The organism is Pseudomonas yamanorum (genome assembly GCF_900105735.1).
Lineage (GTDB): Bacteria > Pseudomonadota > Gammaproteobacteria > Pseudomonadales > Pseudomonadaceae > Aquipseudomonas > Aquipseudomonas yamanorum.
This window is the reverse complement of record NZ_LT629793.1, coordinates 4,098,684-4,121,491: the sequence shown is the minus strand read 5'-3', so window position 1 is coordinate 4,121,491 and position 22,808 is coordinate 4,098,684. Positions and strand designations below refer to the sequence as shown.

21 protein-coding genes, 6 tRNA genes and 3 rRNA genes are annotated in these 22,808 nt (G+C 55.7%); 8 read left to right on the top strand and 22 right to left on the bottom strand.

Translation table 11 applies throughout. From position 1 onward, the window contains the following. Nucleotides 1-10: 10 nt before the first annotated feature. The 19 genes from rplL to tyrS all read right to left on the bottom strand — a co-directional run bounded on the left by rplL (nt 11) and on the right by tyrS (nt 13,294). On the bottom strand, nt 11-376 hold the full coding sequence (gene rplL, locus BLU46_RS19400; RefSeq protein WP_003210093.1) for a 50S ribosomal protein L7/L12: 366 nt from the start codon (nt 374-376) through the stop codon (nt 11-13). Nucleotides 377-454: 78 nt separating this feature from the next. Beyond that, a complete protein-coding gene (gene rplJ / locus BLU46_RS19395; RefSeq protein ID WP_010174464.1) occupies nt 455-955 on the bottom strand; it encodes a 50S ribosomal protein L10 in 501 nt (166 codons plus the stop codon). A gap of 198 nt (nt 956-1,153) precedes the next feature. After that, on the bottom strand, nt 1,154-1,849 hold the full coding sequence (gene rplA, locus BLU46_RS19390; protein WP_003176434.1) for a 50S ribosomal protein L1: 696 nt from the start codon (nt 1,847-1,849) through the stop codon (nt 1,154-1,156). Further along, nucleotides 1,849-2,280: a 50S ribosomal protein L11 gene (gene rplK / locus BLU46_RS19385; RefSeq protein ID WP_093204532.1), complete on the bottom strand. Its 432-nt coding sequence runs from the start codon at nt 2,278-2,280 to the stop codon at nt 1,849-1,851. Before rplK ends, rplA begins: the two co-directional genes overlap by 1 nt. A gap of 117 nt (nt 2,281-2,397) precedes the next feature. Beyond that, nucleotides 2,398-2,931, bottom strand: coding sequence for a transcription termination/antitermination protein NusG (gene nusG, locus BLU46_RS19380; protein WP_003176436.1), 534 nt, complete (start codon nt 2,929-2,931; stop codon nt 2,398-2,400). 9 nt (nt 2,932-2,940) lie between these two features. Beyond that, nucleotides 2,941-3,309: a preprotein translocase subunit SecE gene (gene secE / locus BLU46_RS19375; RefSeq protein WP_003210099.1), complete on the bottom strand. Its 369-nt coding sequence runs from the start codon at nt 3,307-3,309 to the stop codon at nt 2,941-2,943. Between the two features lie 45 nt (nt 3,310-3,354). Further along, a tRNA-Trp gene (locus BLU46_RS19370) sits at nt 3,355-3,430 on the bottom strand. Between the two features lie 164 nt (nt 3,431-3,594). Beyond that, nucleotides 3,595-3,670, bottom strand: a tRNA-Thr gene (locus tag BLU46_RS19365). A gap of 26 nt (nt 3,671-3,696) precedes the next feature. Continuing rightward, nucleotides 3,697-3,770: transfer RNA gene (locus BLU46_RS19360), tRNA-Gly, on the bottom strand. 23 nt (nt 3,771-3,793) lie between these two features. After that, nucleotides 3,794-3,878: transfer RNA gene (locus BLU46_RS19355), tRNA-Tyr, on the bottom strand. A gap of 143 nt (nt 3,879-4,021) precedes the next feature. Further along, the gene (locus BLU46_RS19350; RefSeq protein WP_093204527.1) at nt 4,022-4,468 is read right to left on the bottom strand and encodes a hypothetical protein; all 447 of its coding nucleotides are present in this window, start codon (nt 4,466-4,468) and stop codon (nt 4,022-4,024) included. Nucleotides 4,469-4,475: 7 nt separating this feature from the next. After that, a complete protein-coding gene (locus tag BLU46_RS19345; protein WP_093204522.1) occupies nt 4,476-5,225 on the bottom strand; it encodes a pantothenate kinase in 750 nt (249 codons plus the stop codon). Continuing rightward, nucleotides 5,215-6,174: a bifunctional biotin--[acetyl-CoA-carboxylase] ligase/biotin operon repressor BirA gene (gene birA, locus BLU46_RS19340; protein ID WP_063026811.1), complete on the bottom strand. Its 960-nt coding sequence runs from the start codon at nt 6,172-6,174 to the stop codon at nt 5,215-5,217. The genes BLU46_RS19345 and birA overlap by 11 nt, the downstream gene beginning before the upstream one ends. Before the next feature lie 169 nt (nt 6,175-6,343). Continuing rightward, nucleotides 6,344-6,459: ribosomal RNA gene (gene rrf / locus BLU46_RS19335) — 5S ribosomal RNA — on the bottom strand. A 151-nt stretch (nt 6,460-6,610) separates the two neighbouring features. Then, nucleotides 6,611-9,504 (bottom strand): 23S ribosomal RNA (locus tag BLU46_RS19330). A gap of 236 nt (nt 9,505-9,740) precedes the next feature. Then, a tRNA-Ala gene (locus BLU46_RS19325) sits at nt 9,741-9,816 on the bottom strand. 30 nt (nt 9,817-9,846) lie between these two features. Continuing rightward, nucleotides 9,847-9,923, bottom strand: a tRNA-Ile gene (locus BLU46_RS19320). 82 nt (nt 9,924-10,005) lie between these two features. Then, nucleotides 10,006-11,542 (bottom strand): 16S ribosomal RNA (locus BLU46_RS19315). Together the 16S, 23S and 5S rRNA genes with 2 tRNA genes alongside form the textbook arrangement of a ribosomal RNA operon. A 552-nt stretch (nt 11,543-12,094) precedes the next feature. Continuing rightward, nucleotides 12,095-13,294, bottom strand: coding sequence for a tyrosine--tRNA ligase (gene tyrS / locus BLU46_RS19305; RefSeq protein ID WP_093204518.1), 1,200 nt, complete (start codon nt 13,292-13,294; stop codon nt 12,095-12,097). A gap of 211 nt (nt 13,295-13,505) precedes the next feature. Here tyrS and BLU46_RS19300 point away from each other — a divergent pair, with 211 nt between their 5' ends. Together BLU46_RS19300 and BLU46_RS19295 are read left to right on the top strand one after the other, a co-directional pair. Beyond that, on the top strand, nt 13,506-14,918 hold the full coding sequence (locus tag BLU46_RS19300) for a peptidoglycan DD-metalloendopeptidase family protein (protein ID WP_093204514.1): 1,413 nt from the start codon (nt 13,506-13,508) through the stop codon (nt 14,916-14,918). Nucleotides 14,919-14,921: 3 nt separating this feature from the next. Continuing rightward, nucleotides 14,922-16,013: an anhydro-N-acetylmuramic acid kinase gene (locus BLU46_RS19295; RefSeq protein WP_093204510.1), complete on the top strand. Its 1,092-nt coding sequence runs from the start codon at nt 14,922-14,924 to the stop codon at nt 16,011-16,013. Between the two features lie 66 nt (nt 16,014-16,079). Here BLU46_RS19295 and erpA read toward each other — a convergent pair whose 3' ends face one another. Beyond that, a complete protein-coding gene (gene erpA / locus BLU46_RS19290; protein WP_003176443.1) occupies nt 16,080-16,430 on the bottom strand; it encodes an iron-sulfur cluster insertion protein ErpA in 351 nt (116 codons plus the stop codon). 162 nt (nt 16,431-16,592) lie between these two features. Next, nucleotides 16,593-17,627: an N-acetyl-gamma-glutamyl-phosphate reductase gene (gene argC / locus BLU46_RS19285; RefSeq protein WP_093204507.1), complete on the bottom strand. Its 1,035-nt coding sequence runs from the start codon at nt 17,625-17,627 to the stop codon at nt 16,593-16,595. A 136-nt stretch (nt 17,628-17,763) separates the two neighbouring features. On the opposite strand from argC, the gene hemJ reads away from it, so the two are divergent. The 6 genes from hemJ (at nt 17,764) to coq7 (ending at nt 22,277) form a co-directional block, all read left to right on the top strand. Then, nucleotides 17,764-18,192, top strand: coding sequence for a protoporphyrinogen oxidase HemJ (gene hemJ, locus BLU46_RS19280; protein WP_017476328.1), 429 nt, complete (start codon nt 17,764-17,766; stop codon nt 18,190-18,192). 24 nt (nt 18,193-18,216) lie between these two features. After that, the gene (locus BLU46_RS19275; RefSeq protein ID WP_093204504.1) at nt 18,217-19,185 is read left to right on the top strand and encodes an NAD(P)H-dependent flavin oxidoreductase; all 969 of its coding nucleotides are present in this window, start codon (nt 18,217-18,219) and stop codon (nt 19,183-19,185) included. A 62-nt stretch (nt 19,186-19,247) separates the two neighbouring features. After that, nucleotides 19,248-20,213: a DUF805 domain-containing protein gene (locus tag BLU46_RS19270; RefSeq protein ID WP_093204499.1), complete on the top strand. Its 966-nt coding sequence runs from the start codon at nt 19,248-19,250 to the stop codon at nt 20,211-20,213. Nucleotides 20,214-20,275: 62 nt separating this feature from the next. Next, nucleotides 20,276-21,064 (top strand): SDR family NAD(P)-dependent oxidoreductase, encoded by a 789-nt coding sequence (locus tag BLU46_RS19265; RefSeq protein WP_010167219.1) that lies wholly within the window; start codon nt 20,276-20,278, stop codon nt 21,062-21,064. 46 nt (nt 21,065-21,110) lie between these two features. Continuing rightward, nucleotides 21,111-21,449 (top strand): histidine triad nucleotide-binding protein, encoded by a 339-nt coding sequence (locus tag BLU46_RS19260; RefSeq protein WP_003210943.1) that lies wholly within the window; start codon nt 21,111-21,113, stop codon nt 21,447-21,449. A 180-nt stretch (nt 21,450-21,629) separates the two neighbouring features. Continuing rightward, a complete protein-coding gene (gene coq7 / locus BLU46_RS19255; RefSeq protein WP_017476331.1) occupies nt 21,630-22,277 on the top strand; it encodes a 2-polyprenyl-3-methyl-6-methoxy-1,4-benzoquinone monooxygenase in 648 nt (215 codons plus the stop codon). A 65-nt stretch (nt 22,278-22,342) separates the two neighbouring features. On the opposite strand, the gene BLU46_RS19250 is transcribed toward coq7, so the two are convergent. Further along, nucleotides 22,343-22,765, bottom strand: a complete 423-nt coding sequence (locus BLU46_RS19250; protein ID WP_005792019.1) for an OsmC family protein — start codon at nt 22,763-22,765, stop codon at nt 22,343-22,345. Nucleotides 22,766-22,808 lie beyond the last annotated feature (43 nt).

Below are 22,808 nucleotides of genomic sequence, written 5' to 3'. Positions count from 1 at the left end.
AGGTCGATGCTTACTTCAGCTCGACTTTAGCGCCTGCTTCTTCCAGCACTGCTTTAGCTTTGTCAGCTGCGTCTTTCGACACTGCTTCCAGAACCTGGGCAGGGGCACCGTCAACTACTGCCTTGGCTTCTTTCAGGCCCAGACCGGTCAGTTCACGTACTGCCTTGATCACGTTTACTTTCTTCTCGCCAGCTTCCAGCAGCATGACGTTGAATTCGGTTTGCTCTTCAGCAGCAACAGCAGCAACAGCTGGGCCAGCCGAAGCAGCAGCAGCGGAAACACCGAATTTTTCTTCGAAAGCTTTGATCAGCTCAACAACCTGCAGAACCGACATTTCAGCTACGGCGTTGAGGATATCGTCTTGGGAGATAGACATTGCTGTAATTCCTGAATTGGGGGACGGCCTACGCGGCCATCGAAATAAACAAAAATACGCGAGAGGAGATGCTCAGCCTTAGGCTGCGGCAGCTTCTTTTTGCTCGCGAACTGCGGCCAGAGTACGAGCCAACTTGCTGGTAGCGCCTTGAATCACGCTCATCAGCTGAGAAATAGCTTCGTTACGGGTCGGCAGTGTTGCCAGTACGTCGATTTGGTTAGCTGCGAGGAACTTGCCCTCGAACGCAGCTGCCTTGATCTCGAACTTATCCTGACTCTTGGCGAATTCTTTGAACAAACGGGCAGCAGCGCCTGGATGTTCTTTGGAGAACGCGATCAGAGTCGGGCCGGTGAACACGTCGTTGAGGACACTGTATTCAGTGTCAGCAACAGCGCGCTTGAGCAGGGTGTTACGTACAACACGTACGTATACGCCAGCTTCACGAGCCTCTTTACGGAGTCCGGTCATAGCGCCTACTGTCACACCACGGGCATCAGCCACGACAGCGGACAGAGCAGCTTTGGCAGCCTCGTTGACTTCAGCGACGATGGCCTTCTTGTCTTCGAGATTAATTGCCACGGGTTTAACTCCTGCTTGTTACCGTTTCATCTGGCCTAGGCCGGATGTCGTTTTGGTGTCTGATTCGGTAAGGAACCGGGAGCACCATCTGCGTAGGCTTGTGGTTTAAGACTTGCGTCGCCTACGGTCTTGGATAGCCCCCGCCAGGCAGGGACCCCAATCTTTCAATTGGCGCAATTACTTGCGCCAATTTGTGTCTTATACGTCCAGCGAGCCTTGGTCGATGACCAGACCTGGGCCCATAGTGGTGCTCAGGGTAACGCGCTTGACGTAGATACCTTTCGAGGAAGCTGGCTTGATACGCTTCAGATCAGCGATCAGGGCTTCAACGTTTTCCTTCAGCTTGACGGCATCAAAGCCGACTTTGCCAACGGAGGTGTGAATGATGCCGTTTTTGTCGGTGCGATAACGAACCTGACCAGCCTTGGCGTTTTTAACCGCGGTAGCTACGTCTGGAGTTACGGTGCCGACTTTAGGGTTAGGCATCAGACCACGTGGACCAAGGATCTGACCCAACTGACCTACAACGCGCATTGCATCCGGGGAAGCAATTACGACGTCATAGTTCAGGTCGCCGCCTTTCATTTCGGCAGCCAGGTCGTCCATGCCAACGCGATCAGCGCCGGCGGCCAGAGCAGCTTCAGCTGCTGGGCCTTGGGTGAAGACAGCTACACGTACAGTCTTGCCAGTACCGTGTGGCAGCACAGTAGCGCTACGAACGACCTGGTCGGATTTACGTGGGTCAACGCCCAGGTTTACAGCAACGTCAACAGACTCGCTGAACTTGACAGTCGACAGCTCGGTCAGCAGAGCAGCAGCGTCTACAAAGTTGTAGGACTTGCCCGCTTCGATTTTGCCGGCGATAGCCTTTTGGCGCTTGGTCAGCTTAGCCATTACACACCCTCCACGTTAAGGCCCATGCTACGAGCAGAACCGGCGATGGTACGCACGGCTGCATCCATATCAGCTGCAGTCAGATCCGCGTTTTTGGTTTTCGCGATTTCTTCCAGCTGAGCACGGGTCACGGTGCCAACCTTAACGGTGTTAGGACGAGCGGAACCGCTAATCAGACCAGCAGCTTTCTTCAACAGAACCGAAGCCGGGGTCGACTTGGTTTCGAAGGTGAAGCTACGGTCGCTGTATACAGTGATGATCACTGGAGTCGGCAGACCTGGTTCAATACCCTGAGTACGGGCGTTGAAGGCCTTGCAGAATTCCATGATGTTCACGCCGTGCTGACCCAGAGCTGGACCAACAGGTGGGCTTGGGTTGGCCTGAGCGGCCTTCACTTGCAGCTTGATGTAAGCGGTAATCTTCTTGGCCATGAGGCACTCCAATTACGGGTTCGAACGCCTCGAAAGGCTCCCCGGTTACTTGCGCGTTTATCCCAGTGACGACAAAACCCCACAGCCTAAGGCTGCGGGGTTGGGATGCTTGCTCAGCTAGACTTTTTCGACCTGGCTGAACTCTAGCTCTACCGGAGTAGAGCGACCGAAAATGAGCACTGCCACTTGGATCCGGCTCTTTTCGTAGTTAACTTCTTCGACAGTGCCGTTAAAATCTGCAAACGGACCATCTGTAACACGAACAACCTCACCCGGCTCGAACAACGTCTTCGGCTTGGGCTTGTCGCTACCGTCAGCAACGCGGCGCAGAATTGCTTCTGCCTCTTTGTCAGTGATCGGAGCAGGCTTATCAGCGGTACCGCCGATGAAACCCATGACGCGAGGAGTGTCCTTGACCAAGTGCCAAGTACCCTCATTCATGTCCATTTGAACCAGCACGTAGCCAGGGAAGAACTTGCGCTCGCTTTTGCGTTTCTGGCCATTACGCATTTCAACCACTTCTTCAGTGGGAACCAGAATTTCGCCGAAGCCATCTTCCATGCCTGCCAGCTTTACGCGCTCTAGCAAAGAGCGCATGACATGCTTCTCGTAACCCGAGTAAGCATGCACAACGTACCAACGCTTAGCCACGGGACACCCTTAGCCAACAATCAAGGAAACAAGCCAGCCGAGCAGGGAATCAAGCCCCCACAACAGCAACGCCATAACCAGAACAACAGCTACCACGATCAACGTGGTCTGCGTGGTTTCTTGGCGAGTCGGCCAAACGACTTTACGGATCTCGGTACGAGCTTCCTTCACCAGGACCGCAAACGACTTGCCTTTTGCAGTCTGCAGGCCAACAAAGGCAGCGACAGCAGCGAGGGCGAGCAATGCGAGGACACGGTACAGGATTGGCGACCCAGAGTAGTACTGGTTGCCAACAACGCCTACAACCACTACAGCGACTACTACAAGCCACTTGAGCAGATCGAAGCGAGAGCCTTGAGCTTCAGCCTTAGGAGTCATCTATGAAGATCCTGTGAAAAGAAAGCCAGACACACCAAGTGAATCTGGCAGGTCAGGAGGGAATCGAACCCCCAACCTACGGTTTTGGAGACCGTCGCTCTGCCAATTGAGCTACTGACCTAAAACAAAATCAGGCCGACAATTATGCCGATCTGAAAAAGACTTTACAACAACAAACCCCTTCGAACCTTGAACCACCTCAAACAAAGACATCGAGAGAGGACAGAATCAATCAGAGGTAGCTGTTAAAACAAAGGCAGATATTTTCATATCTGCCTTGTTATATGGAGCTCTTGAGCGGATTTGAACCGCTGACCTCACCCTTACCAAGGGTGTGCTCTACCAACTGAGCTACAAGAGCGAAACAACTTGCACAACCTGCAAACTTGGAGCGGGTAGCGGGAATCGAACCCGCATCATCAGCTTGGAAGGCTGAGGTTCTACCACTAAACTATACCCGCGGAGCTTGCAGCTCACGCTAAAATGGTGGAGGGGGAAGGATTCGAACCTTCGAAGTCGTAGACGTCAGATTTACAGTCTGATCCCTTTGGCCGCTCGGGAACCCCTCCTAAGCGAGCCGGCATTCTACATCATGCCAGCCTTCTGTCAACCACTTTCTCATTAAAAAATATGAGGTTAGCTGCGTTGACCTTCGCTTCACCTTGTCGACCCTAGAGGTCTTCACTGCGAAGCGGGCGCCATTCTATGCAAACTATTCGAAGGTTGCAATGCCTTCACACGGCATTATTTTATGTTTTAACTCATTGAATTCATTAGCAAGGTTTTCAAAGGGCAGATCATCGGCCAAGCGCCTGCTTTCAGGCGCTACTCGCAGCCAATATCCCTGAGCATCAGGCAGGCTCAGGGATTGCAGTTTGACCTTGATATCCAGGCTTGTAAGGCGCTGCTCGACGGACTGGACCTCTTTCTGATCGGACAGGCCGCCGATGTACAGGCATGTAGCCTGCACTTCAGGCGCCTTTACCTTGTCTCGCCGCACCATCGCATCAGCCGATTCACTTAACAGCCTGATATCTTGCTGAGAGCCACGATAGAGCGCCAAAGGCGTGACATCTTTAGCGCGCAGAGGGGCCTCCTGCTGATGCCAGATGTAATAGAAGACATTGAGGACCAGCAAAAGCAGAAACAGCCAACGCATAAAAACCTCAGGACAAAGGGCACGCCATCGCCAAGCCAACAAAAACCAGATCAGGGACGAGCCTCCCATGAGGCACCGAGTCAGACACCAACTCGGCGTCGCCGCCGGTGAGGAAGACAGTGAAGTCGCCCCCCCAGTAGCTTCGAGCCAATTCCAGCTGAGTCAGTACAAACCCTCTCAGCATGAGCGTACAGCCACGCTCTACCGCCTCCACGGTCGTACGCCCCGGAGACAGGGCCTCGAGGGCGCGCTCAGCGGCAATATCGTCGTAGCGTATTTTTCGGGTATGCGTTCGCAACTGATTACGCATCAGCGGCATGCCAGGGCAAATAAAGCCTCCGAGATGCTCACCGTCCGCAGCAATGAAGTCCGCTGTTGCTGCAGTGCCAAAATCGAGCACCAGGCACGCGCCCCGCGCCAATTGAAAACCACCCAACATTGCGAGCCAGCGGTCCAACCCAAGGCGCTCGAAGTCTTCGTACCCGTTCCGAACCCCACCCATCTGCCTTGCCGATGCAGCACAGAGGACCTTCACGCCAAACGCTTCCACCAGGGCAGTCACCAGCTGATTCGTCTCATCCGAGGCCCGAACACTCACCAGCCGACAGTCCCTCAACGCAAGCCCCGTGAGAGCGAACAGACTGTCGATCAACGAGGCATCCGACCCAACGACGCCCTCGGCAAAGATGCGCGCACTATCTGACTCAAGCACCCGCCATTTGATAAAGCTATTCCCACAGTCGAGCTCAAGAATCATCACGCAACCTCAGGCTTAGCTCACCACCGCTATATACTTTTTCGACACCGTCCACACTCAACCTTAACGCACCCTGCCCATCGATCCCCAACACCACTCCATCAATCTGATTCACACCAGCGATGAGCGATACCGGTCGGCCCTGCCATAAATGACTCTGTTCCCACTCACCCTGGATCGCGGAAAAGCCGGACAACCGGTGTCGATCAAGATAAGCCTGCAGCTGTACACCAAGACGCGCTACCAGGTAGTTACGATCGACAGCATTGCCAGTCTCCAACTGCATGGAGGTCCATTGCTGATCGACCTCATCCGCTTTCTGCATATTCACATTAATGCCGATACCGAGGACGACATGACAAACATCAGCGGGATCTCCTATCAGCTCCAGGAGAATTCCGGCGATCTTTTTCTGACCCACCAAAACGTCATTTGGCCACTTTAATCCAGCATTGCGCACACCCACATCCCGCAGCGCCTGCATAACTGCAAGCCCGACTACTAGGCTTAAACCCTCCAACTGACGCATGCCGCCGTCGATCCGCAGCACGAGACTGTAATACACGTTCTGAGCGAAAGGACTGACCCACTTCCGCCCGCGCCTCCCCCTGCCGGCAGTTTGCTGCTCTGAAAGCACAAGAAATGGCGCAGTGCGGCCAGCCTCGATAAGACGCAACGCTTCGGCATTGGTAGAGTCAATGGAGTCTGAGATGTGAACAGTCCATGTAGGAACCGGTACATGCCGAGCAATTTCATCAGCACTCAACAAAACCAGGGGCGTAGCCAACTGATATCCCCTACCGCGAACTTTATGGATAGGTAGATTCAATTCCGCCTCGAGATGCTGAAGCTGCTTCCATACAGCACTGCGACTGACGCCCAGGGCAGCACCAAGCGCCTCCCCGGAGTGGAATCGACCATCTTTTAGAAGTTTCAACAACGTCAGCATGCAAGTCTCGCCTCACAATGAGGCACGCATGATAGCCATGCATAAGGCCATTGCATAGAAAGGCAGGACTTTAGCATTCAAGACACTGACAGTCTTCGCTCGCCATACTTTCCGACCGCCCAAAACAAAACCCCTGATTGCGTTAGCAATCAGGGGTTTCGGAATTTAATCTTGACGATGACCTACTCTCACATGGGGAAACCCCACACTACCATCGGCGATGCATCGTTTCACTGCTGAGTTCGGGATGGGATCAGGTGGTTCCAATGCTCTATGGTCGTCAAGAAATTCGGGTACTGAGTCGTGACCAGATGGCCTCGCTTCAGCAAATTGGGTATGTGATAGCTTTCGGTGTTTTGTGAGATTCGAACTTTCGGTTCGTTTCGTCTTCACACACCGCAATCTGGTCTTTCGACTCAAATTGCTTGGGTGTTATATGGTCAAGCCTCACGGGCAATTAGTATTGGTTAGCTCAACGCCTCACAGCGCTTACACACCCAACCTATCAACGTCGTAGTCTTCGACGGCCCTTCAGGGAACTCAAGGTTCCAGTGAGATCTCATCTTGAGGCTAGTTTCCCGCTTAGATGCTTTCAGCGGTTATCTATTCCGAACATAGCTACCCGGCAATGCCACTGGCGTGACAACCGGAACACCAGAGGTTCGTCCACTCCGGTCCTCTCGTACTAGGAGCAGCCCCTCTCAAATCTCAAACGTCCACGGCAGATAGGGACCGAACTGTCTCACGACGTTCTAAACCCAGCTCGCGTACCACTTTAAATGGCGAACAGCCATACCCTTGGGACCGGCTTCAGCCCCAGGATGTGATGAGCCGACATCGAGGTGCCAAACACCGCCGTCGATATGAACTCTTGGGCGGTATCAGCCTGTTATCCCCGGAGTACCTTTTATCCGTTGAGCGATGGCCCTTCCATACAGAACCACCGGATCACTAAGACCTACTTTCGTACCTGCTCGACGTGTCTGTCTCGCAGTCAAGCGCGCTTTTGCCTTTATACTCTACGACCGATTTCCGACCGGTCTGAGCGCACCTTCGTACTCCTCCGTTACTCTTTAGGAGGAGACCGCCCCAGTCAAACTACCCACCATACACTGTCCTCGATCCGGATAACGGACCTGAGTTAGAACCTCAAAGTTGCCAGGGTGGTATTTCAAGGTTGGCTCCACGCGAACTGGCGTCCACGCTTCAAAGCCTCCCACCTATCCTACACAAGCAAATTCAAAGTCCAGTGCAAAGCTATAGTAAAGGTTCACGGGGTCTTTCCGTCTAGCCGCGGATACACTGCATCTTCACAGCGATTTCAATTTCACTGAGTCTCGGGTGGAGACAGCGCCGCCATCGTTACGCCATTCGTGCAGGTCGGAACTTACCCGACAAGGAATTTCGCTACCTTAGGACCGTTATAGTTACGGCCGCCGTTTACCGGGGCTTCGATCAAGAGCTTCGCGTTAGCTAACCCCATCAATTAACCTTCCGGCACCGGGCAGGCGTCACACCCTATACGTCCACTTTCGTGTTTGCAGAGTGCTGTGTTTTTAATAAACAGTCGCAGCGGCCTGGTATCTTCGACCGGCATGAGCTTACGGAGCAAGTCCTTCACCCTCACCGGCGCACCTTCTCCCGAAGTTACGGTGCCATTTTGCCTAGTTCCTTCACCCGAGTTCTCTCAAGCGCCTTGGTATTCTCTACCCAACCACCTGTGTCGGTTTGGGGTACGGTTCCTGGTTACCTGAAGCTTAGAAGCTTTTCTTGGAAGCATGGCATCAACCACTTCGTCATCTAAAAGATAACTCGTCATCAGCTCTCGGCCTTAGAATCCCGGATTTACCTAAGATTCCAGCCTACCACCTTAAACTTGGACAACCAACGCCAAGCTGGCCTAGCCTTCTCCGTCCCTCCATCGCAATAACCAGAAGTACAGGAATATTAACCTGTTTTCCATCGACTACGCTTTTCAGCCTCGCCTTAGGGACCGACTAACCCTGCGTCGATTAACGTTGCGCAGGAAACCTTGGTCTTTCGGCGTGGGTGTTTTTCACACCCATTATCGTTACTCATGTCAGCATTCGCACTTCTGATACCTCCAGCAAGCTTCTCAACTCACCTTCACAGGCTTACAGAACGCTCCTCTACCGCATCACCCGAAGGTGATACCCGTAGCTTCGGTGTATGGTTTGAGCCCCGTTACATCTTCCGCGCAGGCCGACTCGACTAGTGAGCTATTACGCTTTCTTTAAAGGGTGGCTGCTTCTAAGCCAACCTCCTAGCTGTCTAAGCCTTCCCACATCGTTTCCCACTTAACCATAACTTTGGGACCTTAGCTGACGGTCTGGGTTGTTTCCCTTTTCACGACGGACGTTAGCACCCGCCGTGTGTCTCCCATGCTCGGCACTTGTAGGTATTCGGAGTTTGCATCGGTTTGGTAAGTCGGGATGACCCCCTAGCCGAAACAGTGCTCTACCCCCTACAGTGATACATGAGGCGCTACCTAAATAGCTTTCGAGGAGAACCAGCTATCTCCGAGCTTGATTAGCCTTTCACTCCGATCCACAGGTCATCCGCTAACTTTTCAACGGTAGTCGGTTCGGTCCTCCAGTTAGTGTTACCCAACCTTCAACCTGCCCATGGATAGATCGCCCGGTTTCGGGTCTATTCCCAGCGACTAGACGCCCTATTAAGACTCGCTTTCGCTACGCCTCCCCTATTCGGTTAAGCTCGCCACTGAAAATAAGTCGCTGACCCATTATACAAAAGGTACGCAGTCACAGAACAAAGTCTGCTCCCACTGCTTGTACGCATACGGTTTCAGGATCTATTTCACTCCCCTCTCCGGGGTTCTTTTCGCCTTTCCCTCACGGTACTAGTTCACTATCGGTCAGTCAGTAGTATTTAGCCTTGGAGGATGGTCCCCCCATATTCAGACAAAGTTTCTCGTGCTCCGTCCTACTCGATTTCATGACTAAGAGATTTTCGCGTACAGGGCTATCACCCACTATGGCCGCACTTTCCAGAGCGTTCCGCTAATCTCAAAGCCACTTAAGGGCTAGTCCCCGTTCGCTCGCCACTACTAAGGGAATCTCGGTTGATTTCTTTTCCTCAGGGTACTTAGATGTTTCAGTTCCCCTGGTTCGCTCCATACACCTATGTATTCAGTGTAAGGTAACCATCTTATGATGGCTGGGTTCCCCCATTCAGACATCTCCGGATCAAAGTCTGTTTGCCGACTCCCCGAAGCTTTTCGCAGGCTACCACGTCTTTCATCGCCTCTGACTGCCAAGGCATCCACCGTATGCGCTTCTTCACTTGACCATATAACCCCAAGCAATCTGGTTATACTGTGAAGACGACATTCGCCGAAAATTCGCAATTACTCACAAATTTTACCTTAGCCTGATCCGTTACCAGTGAAAGTAACGTTCAGTCTATCTTTCTATCACATACCCAAATTTTTAAAGAACGATCTAATCAAAGACTAGAAATCAACATTCACCATCACAACGATGGAATGCTCATTTCTAAGCTTTCAAAACTTTCAGAAGCAGTAGTGGTGGAGCCAAACGGGATCGAACCGTTGACCTCCTGCGTGCAAGGCAGGCGCTCTCCCAGCTGAGCTATGGCCCCGTATTTCTACAGGCGTTTCCCACACAAAATTGGTGGGTCTGGGCAGATTCGAACTGCCGACCTCACCCTTATCAGGGGTGCGCTCTAACCAACTGAGCTACAGACCCAATTTCGGGCTGCTTCTTATCGTCTTCTTCAATGAATCAAGCAATTCGTGTGGGAACTTATGGAGCAGCTGATGTCGTCGATTAAGGAGGTGATCCAGCCGCAGGTTCCCCTACGGCTACCTTGTTACGACTTCACCCCAGTCATGAATCACACCGTGGTAACCGTCCTCCCGAAGGTTAGACTAGCTACTTCTGGTGCAACCCACTCCCATGGTGTGACGGGCGGTGTGTACAAGGCCCGGGAACGTATTCACCGCGACATTCTGATTCGCGATTACTAGCGATTCCGACTTCACGCAGTCGAGTTGCAGACTGCGATCCGGACTACGATCGGTTTTCTGGGATTAGCTCCACCTCGCGGCTTGGCAACCCTCTGTACCGACCATTGTAGCACGTGTGTAGCCCAGGCCGTAAGGGCCATGATGACTTGACGTCATCCCCACCTTCCTCCGGTTTGTCACCGGCAGTCTCCTTAGAGTGCCCACCATTACGTGCTGGTAACTAAGGACAAGGGTTGCGCTCGTTACGGGACTTAACCCAACATCTCACGACACGAGCTGACGACAGCCATGCAGCACCTGTCTCAATGTTCCCGAAGGCACCAATCTATCTCTAGAAAGTTCATTGGATGTCAAGGCCTGGTAAGGTTCTTCGCGTTGCTTCGAATTAAACCACATGCTCCACCGCTTGTGCGGGCCCCCGTCAATTCATTTGAGTTTTAACCTTGCGGCCGTACTCCCCAGGCGGTCAACTTAATGCGTTAGCTGCGCCACTAAGAGCTCAAGGCTCCCAACGGCTAGTTGACATCGTTTACGGCGTGGACTACCAGGGTATCTAATCCTGTTTGCTCCCCACGCTTTCGCACCTCAGTGTCAGTATCAGTCCAGGTGGTCGCCTTCGCCACTGGTGTTCCTTCCTATATCTACGCATTTCACCGCTACACAGGAAATTCCACCACCCTCTACCATACTCTAGCTCGTCAGTTTTGAATGCAGTTCCCAGGTTGAGCCCGGGGATTTCACATCCAACTTAACGAACCACCTACGCGCGCTTTACGCCCAGTAATTCCGATTAACGCTTGCACCCTCTGTATTACCGCGGCTGCTGGCACAGAGTTAGCCGGTGCTTATTCTGTCGGTAACGTCAAAACAGCAAAGTATTAATTTACTGCCCTTCCTCCCAACTTAAAGTGCTTTACAATCCGAAGACCTTCTTCACACACGCGGCATGGCTGGATCAGGCTTTCGCCCATTGTCCAATATTCCCCACTGCTGCCTCCCGTAGGAGTCTGGACCGTGTCTCAGTTCCAGTGTGACTGATCATCCTCTCAGACCAGTTACGGATCGTCGCCTTGGTGAGCCATTACCCCACCAACTAGCTAATCCGACCTAGGCTCATCTGATAGCGCAAGGCCCGAAGGTCCCCTGCTTTCTCCCGTAGGACGTATGCGGTATTAGCGTCCGTTTCCGAACGTTATCCCCCACTACCAGGCAGATTCCTAGGCATTACTCACCCGTCCGCCGCTCTCAAGAGAAGCAAGCTTCTCTCTACCGCTCGACTTGCATGTGTTAGGCCTGCCGCCAGCGTTCAATCTGAGCCATGATCAAACTCTTCAGTTCAAACATCTTTGGGTTTTTAAGAAACCCTAAACTTGGCTCAGCAATCGTTGGTTACATCTTTGATTTCTCGCGGAGTAACTTGTGATGCTGATAATCTTGTTGACTATCAGTCTGACTCCACAAGCACCCACACGAATTGCTTGATTCAGTTGTTAAAGAGCGGTTGGTTAAGATCTTTCGTCTCAACCGAGGCGCGCATTCTACAGCAGCCTCATTTGCTGTCAAGTGATTATTTTCAGAAGTTTTCAAAGTTTCCTTTGTAACTTCAACCACTTGCGCTTCCGATCTCTCGTTAGCGGGAGGCGAATTCTACAGCGTTACACGCTGCTGTCAACACCTCTTTTTCTCCGCTTTCGACCGAGAAGATCGAACCGTTAATAGAGCTAAACAACACGTCCCTATCAACTCCTTCTGGGCTTCGATGATCTGAAGCAGCCCGCTGTCGAAACCTACATAACTCCTTGTTTACCAAGGAGTTTTCCGTTTCGACTGCGCCGGAAGTGGGGCGAATTATAGACAGATATAAATCGCCGTCAACAGTTAATTTCAGGTTTATTCGGATTTAAGCGTAATACGCGCAAATGCCTTCTTGCCGGCCTGGCAAACGTGAGTCGCGCCCAGCTCGTATATAAAGGTGCGATCAACAACCTCACCATCTATACGCACACCGCCAGAACCCAGAAGGTCGCGCGCCACTGCCGAGTTCTTCACCAGGCCCGCCTTATTAAGGACAGCAGCAATCGGCATTGCCTCGGCAGCAGTCAATTCAACCTCAGGCAGATCATCCGGCAGCTCGCCATCCTTCATACGGTTACCCGCAGCACGGTGAGCGCTGGCAGCAGCCTCTTCGCCGTGGAAGCGCGCAACGATCTCTTCCGCCAGCTTGATCTTCACATCCCGCGGATTCGCACCAGCTTCCACTTCAGCACGCAATGCATTGATCTCATCCATCGAGCGGAAGCTCAGCAGCTCAAAGTAACGCCACATCAGTGCATCCGGAATCGAAACCAACTTGCCGTACATCACACCCGGCGCTTCCTGGATACCAACGTAGTTACCCAAGGACTTGGACATCTTCTTGACGCCATCCAACCCCTCCAGCAAAGGCATGGTCAGAATGCACTGCGCCTCTTGCCCATACGCACGCTGCAGCTCACGCCCCATCAGCAGGTTGAACTTCTGATCGGTACCGCCCAACTCGACATCGGCACGCAACGCCACCGAGTCATACCCTTGAACCAGCGGGTACAGGAACTCATGGATCGCGATCGGCTGATTGGTGGAGTAGCGCTTATCGAAGTCATCGCGCTCGAGCATGCGAGCAACGGTGTACTGGGACGTAAGACGAATAAAATCCGCCGGCCCCATTTGATCCATCCAGGTGGAGTTGAATGCCACCTCGGTCTTGGCTGGATCGAGAATCTTGAAGACCTGGGTCTTGTAGGTCTCGGCATTATCGAGGACCTGCTCACGGTTCAGCGGCGGACGCGTAGCGCTCTTGCCGCTCGGATCGCCAATCATCCCGGTGAAGTCACCTATAAGGAAGATCACCTGATGCCCCAACTCCTGGAACTGACGCAGCTTATTAATAAGCACCGTATGTCCAAGGTGCAGATCCGGCGCTGTCGGATCAAAGCCGGCCTTAATACGCAGGGGCTGGCCACGCTTGAGCTTTTCGATCAGCTCAGCTTCGACCAACAGTTCTTCCGCACCACGTTTGATCAGCGCTAGCTGCTCTTCAACCGACTTCATAACAGACCCGCAAGGCTCAGATTCAAAAGGGAACCAACCATACAAGATCAGGGACTAATTACAAGTTTTGCCCTGCGCACGGACACCGTTCAGCAAGCCCAGCGTTCGCAAGCTTGCACCACAGATGATTTGGTTATATTTTATACAGTTATTTCATCTTCATCATGTCATTCATCTTTTCCAATTCATCTTTTCAAAGTCAAAATTACTTATGACCACAGAACCGTCTAAAGCGCCGCCGCTTTACCCGAAGACCCACCTGCTCGCCGCAAGTGGGATCGCCGCCCTTCTGAGCCTGGCACTCCTGGTATTTCCTTCCAGCGATGTAGAAGCCAAACGAACGACACTGAGCCTTGACCTGGAAAGTCCGGTTGAGCAACTGACACAAGATCAAGACGCTTCCGACGCACTGCAAGCCACAAATGGCGCAACAGAGTCGCCGTTTGCCCAGATTGAAAACAGCGCCGAAGACACTAAAGAGACCGCGCAGGCCAAGCCTGCGGTAGAAACCCCCAAGAACCCGCTACACCGGGAAGTCATTGTTGCCAAAGGCGACACCCTTTCGACCCTGTTCGAAAAGGTCGGCCTCCCAGCCGCGACGGTCAATGATGTACTGGCAAGCGACAAGCAGGCCAAGCAGTTCACCCAACTCAAGCATGGCCAGAAGCTTGAATTCGAATTGACAGCCGACGGGCAACTGCACAACCTGCACAGCAATATCAGCGACCTGGAAAGCATCACGCTGACCAAAGGCGCCAAGGGCTTTGCGTTCAACCGCATCACCACCAAGCCAGTGATGCGCTCCGCCTATGTACACGGCGTGATCAACAGCTCGTTGTCCCAATCAGCCGCGCGCGCCGGGTTGTCCCACAGCATGACCATGGACATGGCCAGCGTGTTTGGCTACGACATCGACTTCGCCCAGGACATTCGCCAGGGCGACGAATTCGACGTGATCTACGAGCAAAAGGTCGCCAACGGCAAGGTCGTCGGCACCGGCAACATCCTTTCTGCGCGGTTCACCAACCGTGGCAAGACCTACACCGCCGTGCGCTACACCAACAAACAAGGCAACAGCAGCTACTACACCGCCGACGGCAACAGCATGCGCAAGGCGTTCATCCGTACTCCGGTTGACTTCGCCCGTATTAGCTCGCGTTTCTCGATGGGTCGCAAGCATCCAATTCTGAACAAAATTCGCGCCCATAAAGGCGTCGACTACGCAGCTCCGCGCGGCACGCCAATCAAGGCGGCTGGTGACGGCAAGGTTTTGCTGGCCGGTCGCCGTGGCGGCTACGGCAATACTGTGATCATCCAGCACGGCAATACCTACCGTACGCTGTATGGCCACATGCAAGGCTTTGCTAAAGGCATCCAGACTGGCGGCAACGTCAAGCAAGGCCAGGTGATCGGCTATATCGGCACCACTGGCCTGTCCACCGGACCACACCTGCACTACGAGTTCCAGGTCAACGGTGTGCACGTCGACCCACTGGGTCAAAAGCTGCCAATGGCTGATCCAATCGCCAAGGCCGAGCGCGCACGCTTCCTGCAGCAGAGCCAGCCACTCATGGCCCGCATGGACCAGGAGCGCTCCACCCTCCTGGCCTCGGCGAAACGCTAAGCCATGTCGCTCTATATAGGCGTGATGTCCGGGACCAGCCTTGATGGCCTGGACATTGCGCTGATCGAGTTGGCACCGGCGATCAAGCTGATTGCCACCCATTACATCCCTATGCCTGACTCCCTGCGTTCCGAGCTGCTTGGCCTGTGCGCCAGTGGCCCGGACGAGATTGCCCGTTCGGCGATTGCCCAGCAGAACTGGGTGACACTCGCCGCCCAAGGCATTCACGCCCTACTGGATCAGCAGAAACTCAAACCCCAGGACATTCGAGCGATTGGCAGCCACGGCCAAACCATTCGCCACGAGCCTGCCCGGGGCTTTACCGTGCAGATCGGCAATCCGGCGCTGCTCACCGAATTGACCGGAATCACCGTTGTCAGTGATTTCCGCAGCCGCGATGTCGCCGCAGGTGGCCAAGGCGCCCCGCTGGTTCCTGCATTTCATGAGGCATTGTTTGGCGAGCGTACGGGCAACCGTGCCGTACTGAACATCGGCGGCTTCAGCAACCTCAGCTTGATCGAGACAGACAAGCCAGTCGCCGGCTTTGATTGCGGCCCGGGCAACGTCCTGCTGGATGCCTGGATTCACCAGCAACGCGGCGAGAACTTCGACCGCGATGGCCTGTGGGCTGCCAGCGGGAAAGTTGAACCCCTGCTACTCAAGGCGTTACTCAGCGACCCGTTCTTCGTGACCAAAGGGCCAAAAAGCACCGGACGTGAAGTCTTCAACCTGGAATGGCTTGAGCATCACCTGGGACGGCTACCGCCATTCGCAGCCCAGGACGTGCAAGCCACACTGCTTGAGCTGACCGCCCTGACCATCGTCGAATCCCTGCAAACCGCACAACCGCAGACCGAAACCCTGCTGGTCTGCGGCGGCGGCGCCCATAACGCAACCTTGATGAGCCGCCTCAGCGCACTGCTACCAGCCACCCAAGTCAGCAGCACCACCACTTACGGCGTGGACCCCGACTGGGTCGAAGCCATGGCCTTCGCCTGGCTGGCCCATTGCTGCCTTGAAGGCATCGCTGCCAACCGCCCCAGCGTCACCGGCGCCCGCGGCCTTCGGGTACTCGGCGCGATCTACCCGGCCTGACCCCCACACAGCAAAACGCCGCTTGACCCTATCAAGGCCAAGCGGCGTTTTTACATCCGCTTTCGATCAGATCGAGAACGAAGACCCGCAACCACAGGTAGTAGTGGCATTCGGGTTCTTGATCACGAAGCGCGAACCTTCCAGACCTTCCTGATAGTCCACCTCGGCTCCTGCCAGGTACTGGAAGCTCATCGGATCGACGACCAGGCTTACGCCCTCGCGCTCAACGATGGTGTCGTCATCGGCCACGTCTTCATCGAAGGTGAAACCGTACTGAAACCCTGAACAACCGCCGCCCGTAACAAATACGCGCAGCTTCAAGCGATCATTACCCTCTTCATCGACCAGGCTCTTCACCTTGTGCGCAGCACCGTGGGTGAATTGCAAAGCCGTGGGGGTGAAGGATTCAACGCTCATGCTGATAATCTCCCGGCGTAGCGCCGCCATATGCGTGATGGCGGGCATTATCCGCTTCTCCTAGAAAAGCGGTCAACTATTGTTACGGTATATCAATCTGCGCAGTGGCCATTAAAAACACGAAAGGCCCGATCAACGGGCCTTTGCGCAATAGCAGAAAACTTACGGCAGCATGCCCGCATGGGACAGGCCCAGCTTCTCATCCAGACCAAACAGGATGTTCATGTTCTGCACAGCCTGGCCCGAGGCGCCCTTGACCAGGTTATCGATCACCGACAGCACCACCACCAGATCACCATCCTGTGGACGGTGCACCGCGATACGGCACACGTTGGCGCCACGCACGCTGCGGGTTTCCGGGTGGCTGCCCGCCGGCATCACATCGACGAACGGCTCATCGGCATAACGCTTTTCGAACAGCGCCTGCAGGTCCACCGAACGATCAACGACTGTCGCATACAGCGTGGAGTGGATCCCGCGGATCATCGGCGTCAGGTGAGGCACAAACGTCAGGCCGACATCTTTACCTGCTGCGCGACGCAGCCCCTGGCGAATTTCCGGCAAGTGACGATGACCTTTCACCGCATAGGCTTTCATGCTTTCCGACGTCTCGGAGTAAAGCGAGCCTACAGCAGCACCACGGCCAGCACCGCTGACACCCGACTTGCAGTCAGCAATCAGCCGCGATGCGTCCGCCAGCCCGGCTTCCAGCAATGGCAGGAAACCCAGCTGTGTAGCGGTTGGATAGCAACCTGGTACGGCGATCAGGCGCGCTTGTTTGATCAGCTCGCGATTGACCTCCGGCAGGCCATACACCGCCTCTTCCAGTAACTCCGGCGCGCCGTGAGGCTGGCCGTACCACTTGGCCCACTCATCGGCGTCCTGCAGGCGGAAGTCCGCCGACAAATCGATCACCTTGGTGCCCGCTGCCAGCAACTCGCCCGCCAGGGCATGGGCAACACCGTGGGGCGTGGCGAAGAACACCACATCACAGGCACCCAGGGTCTTGATGTCCGGCACGCTGAACGCCAGGCCATCGTAGTGGCCTCGCAGGTTCGGATACATGTCCGCCACCGCCAGGCCGGCCTCGGATCGGGAAGTGATCACCACCACCTCAGCTTGCGGATGCTGAGCCAACAGACGCAGCAATTCGACACCGGTGTAACCCGTGCCGCCGACGATACCGACCTTGACCATAAACCTGCCCTCAACGAACCCACTGGAAAGCCGTCGATAATAGGGTCCGTATCGTCCTGCGACAACCGTCAACGTGACGTGTAGACGCTTGAGCCACTACTATCTTCAGCTACCGTGAACCTGGGAATAACTAAAAATGCTTTATCTATGGGTCAAAGCCTTCCATATCGTCAGCATCGTCTGCTGGTTTGCCGCACTGTTCTACCTTCCGCGCCTGTTCGTCTACCACGCGCAAAGCGAGGACACCGTCAGCAAGGAACGCTTCAGCGTAATGGAGCGCAAGCTCTACCGCGGCATCATGGGGCCGGCGATGATTGCCAGCCTGGTGTTCGGCGGCTGGCTGATCTACCTCAACCCGGCCATCTTTCAATCCGGGGCGTGGATTCACGCCAAGTTGACCCTGGTAGTACTGCTGATTGGCTACCACCACATGTGCGGTGCGCAGGTAAAACGTTTTGCCCGTGGCGAAAACACCCGCAGCCATGTCTTTTATCGCTGGTTCAATGAAGTGCCAGTTCTGATATTGCTGGCTATCGTAATTTTGGTCGTGGTCAAACCGTTCTAATCTCTATTACTCGGGGTACTTCCAATGTCGCTGCCCGCTTCGCTCGAACAAAGTCTGCGCCTGCCCGTCGTGGCCGCGCCGATGTTTCTGATTTCCAACCCGCAACTGGTGCTGGCCTGCTGCCGCAACGGGATCGTCGGCAGCTTCCCTGCCCTCAACCAGCGGGAAAGCAGCGGCTTCAAGGCGTGGCTGGAAGAAATCGAAGCGGGCCTGGCGCTGCTGGATAACCCGGCACCCTATGCGGTCAACCTGATCGTGCACAACAGTAACCCGCGGGTGGAAGCTGACCTGGCGATCTGCGTCGAGCACAAGGTGCCGATCGTCATCACCAGCCTGGGCGCGGTGAAAGAATTGGTAGACGCGGTGCATAGCTACGGCGGCCTGGTATTCCACGATGTCACGACCCGGCGCCACGCCGAAAAAGCCGCTGAAGCCGGCGTCGATGGCCTGATCGCCGTTGCGGCGGGCGCCGGTGGTCACGCCGGCACCTGGAGCCCGTTCTCGCTGATTGCAGAAATCCGTCAGTTCTTCGACAAGACACTGCTGCTGGCTGGCTGCCTCAACCACGGCCACGAGATCCTCGCGGCGCAGTTGCTCGGCGCCGACCTGGCCTATTTCGGCACGCGTTTTATCGGCACCACCGAAAGCCATGCCCCGGATGCCTATAAAGAGATGCTGCTCACATCGCGCGCCGCCGACATCGTGCACACTCCAGCCGTCTCCGGTGTTCCCGCAAGCTTTATGCGCCAGAGCCTGGAAAACGCCGGTTTCGACCTCGCCGCGCTGCAAGGCAAGGGTGAAGTCAATTTCGGCTCCAAGCTCAAGCCACTCAACGACGAAGCAAAAGCCTGGAAGACCGTGTGGTCCGCCGGCCAGGGCGTCGGTGAGATTGATGATTTGCCCAGCGTCGATGAACTCGTGGCCCGCCTGGATGCCGAATACCGCAAGGCGCTCGAGCATGCGGCACAATTGCCTAAACGCTGGCCACGCTGATCCGTGATGTAACGCCTGCTGACCGAAGCAGCCCCCCTTATTCAAGTGACAAGGATGCCCGCATGAGCGACAACCGTTTCAAGATTGTGTTTGATGGCGCATTGCTCCCGGGTGTCGAGAGCATCACCGCCAAGCTAAATCTCGCCGAACTGTTCAAAAGCGACGTTGAAGCGATCGAAAAACTCTTCACCGGCCGTCCGGTCGCCCTGAAGCGTGACCTTTCCCGCGCCGATGCAGAGACCTATCTGCAAGCGCTGAAAAACGCCGGGGTCGATGCGCGCATAGAAGAAGAGCAGCCCGTCGCCTTCAGCCTTGCCGAAACACACGAAACGGACTCCGGCAGCTCAACTGATTACGCCGGCTCCGCCGCTTCGCCTTACGCCCCGCCCCGGGCAACCGTTGGCGAGAACCTGCCGGAGTTTTCCACCCTCAAGGTATTCACCGTCAACGGGCGTATCGGACGCCTGCGCTTCCTGGCATGGACACTGGTACTGAGCGTGGTGATGCTCCTTATCTCAGGCGTGTTCTTCACTGTCGGGCTGGGCATCGCCGCGGTGTCTCCAACGATTGCCATGGTCATTGGCTTCCTGGTGGGGATTGCCCTGCTCGTAGCCGCTGTATGGGTCAGCGTGCAGATCACCGTGCAACGCCTGCATGACCTGGGTTGGTCCGGGTGGCTGTGGTTCCTTCACCTGGTGCCGTTCGTAGGTAGCATCTTCCCGATCCTGCTGATGGTCCTCCCGGGCAATACCGGCGCCAACCAGTACGGCGCGCCGCCACCGCGCAACTCTACCGCCGTAAAAATCCTGTCCGCTCTGTGGCTCGCATTCATTCCGCTGATGCTTGCCGGCGGTGTGATGCTGGGCATGAGCGGCTACCTGGATCAACTGGAAAGTGACGTAGGCGGCAGCTACGAAAGCAGCTCCATCAACTCCGATGACGACAGCGACCAGGCCACCACCGTCGATGAAGTCGATGTGCAAAGTGCTGACGACGCAGCCGAACCTGTAGACTCTACGCAACAGTGAAAAACGCCCGACGCCTGTGACGCCTCTGTCACAGGCCCGGTAGCGTTGCGATGGAGAAACGCATGACCCGTTACGCTCTGATCACCGGTGCCTCCAGCGGCATCGGCCTGGCCTTGGCCGAAGCACTGGCCCGTCGCGGCCGCAGCTTGATTCTGGTGGCCCGCCAGCGTGATCAGTTGGAAAGCATTGCAATCGAATTGACTCAGCGCTTCGGCGTCGAAGTGCTGTTCCGTGCCTGCGACCTGGGCGAGCCCTTGCGGCTCTCCGGCTTTCTACTGGAGCTTGAGGAAGGCGAGCGGCAGATCGACCTGCTGGTCAACTGCGCCGGTATCGGCACCAGCGGCCCATTCCTGGCACAGGACTGGATGACAGAACAGGACCTGATGGAAGTCAACATCCTGGCCCTGACCCGTATGTGCCACGCCCTCGGCAACGCCATGGCCCTGCACGGCGGCGGGCAGATTCTCAACGTGGCGTCGGTTGCCGCGTTCCAGCCGGGGCCGTGGATGAGCACCTACTACGCCAGCAAGGCCTACGTGCTGCACTTTTCCGAAGGCTTGCGCGAGGAACTGAAGACCTGCGGCATCAAGGTTTCCGTACTCTGCCCGGGCCCGACCCGCACCGCATTCTTCGGCACCGCACAAATGGACACCGCCAAGCTGGACCGCAGCCAACAGCTGATGAGCCCGGAAGAAGTCGCGCTCTACACCGTGCGCGCCCTGGCCAAGAACAAAGCCATCATCATTCCCGGCCGGCGTAATCGCTGGCTGGCGTTCAGCCCACGCCTGAGCCCGCGCTGGCTGACCCGCAAAATCGCCGGCGCGATCAACAAGGCCTATTGCCCGCGCTGATCGCGTGAGTACACTCACCCTGCACTTTCACAATGGAGAAACAGCTGTGGATACTCTGTTCACCAAGATCATCAACAGAGAAATACCCGCGAAGATCATCTACGAGGATGACCAGGTCCTGGCCTTCCACGACATCGCGCCAATGGCGCCCGTGCATTTCCTGGTGATCCCCAAAAAGCCGATCCGCACCCTTAACGACCTCACCGAGGAAGACAAGGCACTGGCCGGGCATATCCTGTTCACCGCCCAGCGCCTGGCGGTGGAGCAAGGCTGTGAAAAAGGCTTCCGCGTGGTGATGAACTGCAATGAAGATGGCGGGCAGACCGTTTATCACATCCATATGCATGTGCTGGGTCAGCGCCAGATGAACTGGCCGCCGGGCTGAGCACTACCTGTGGCGAGGGAGCTTGCTCCCGCTCGGTCGCGTAGCGGCCGCACAAAACCGGGAGCGCTGCGTGCTCCAGCGGGAGCAAGCTCCCTCGCCACACAAGCAATTTGACCCAGCGCAAACGCTTCCCCCTCTCTTGCGGTAAACTGGCCGCCGAGATTCTTCCCGGAGGTCAGCATGACTACCCAACGTCACTACTCGCCGATTGATCGCCTGTTGCTGCAAGCCGACACGGCCATGCGCACGCTGTTGCCATTCAGTGGCCAACCGCAGCGTCCGTCGCCCGCCATCGTGCAGCCCGAAGCGCAGATGAGCGAGACCGACACCCGCCACGTCGCCGGCCTGATGCGCATCAACCATACCGGCGAAGTCTGTGCCCAGGCGCTGTATCAAGGCCAGGCCCTGACCGCCAAGCTGCCGCAAGTGCGCGCCGCCATGGAACACGCCGCCGAAGAAGAAATCGACCACCTGGCCTGGTGTGAGCAACGCATCCGCCAGTTGAACAGCCACCCAAGCGTGCTGAATCCGCTGTTCTACGGCTTATCGTTTGGTATCGGCGCGGTAGCGGGCTTGATCAGCGACAAAGTCAGCCTGGGTTTTGTAGCTGCCACCGAGCATCAGGTGTGCAAGCACCTCAATGAACACCTTGAGCAACTGCCGGCTGAAGACGAAAAGTCCCGGGCGATTCTTGAGCAGATGCGCATTGATGAAGAACATCACGCCGAAAGCGCGCTGGACGCGGGCGGCTTCCGCTTCCCGGCACCGGTGAAATTTGGCATGAGCCTGCTGGCCAAGGTCATGACCAAGAGCACTTACCGCATCTGACAATCCCGCATAACGCAGAAAGGGCGCTCTTTAAGCGCCCTTTCTTTTTGCCTGTGGATAAGCGATCAGCCCAGCTCAATGATCTCGTAATCATGAGTGATGGCAACGCCTGCGGCGCCCAACATGATCGAGGCCGAGCAGTACTTCTCCGCCGACAGCTCGATGGCACGTTTGACCTGAGCTTCTTTCAGCGCCCGGCCCTTGACGACAAAGTGCATGTGGATCTTGGTAAACACCTTCGGGTCTTCGGTCGCACGCTCTGCTTCCAGGAAGGCCTCGCAGCTTTCCACCGCCTGGCGGGACTTCTTCAGGATGCTGACCACGTCGAAATTGCTGCAACCGCCTACACCGAGCAGGAGCATTTCCATCGGGCGTACGCCCAGGTTGCGGCCACCGGCCTCCGGCGGGCCGTCCATGACCACGACATGGCCACTGCCCGACTCACCGAGGAACATGGCTTCGCCCGCCCATTGGATGCGTGCCTTCATCGCCCAGACTCCACTGCTAAAAAAGGGTCGCCAGCTTAGCACA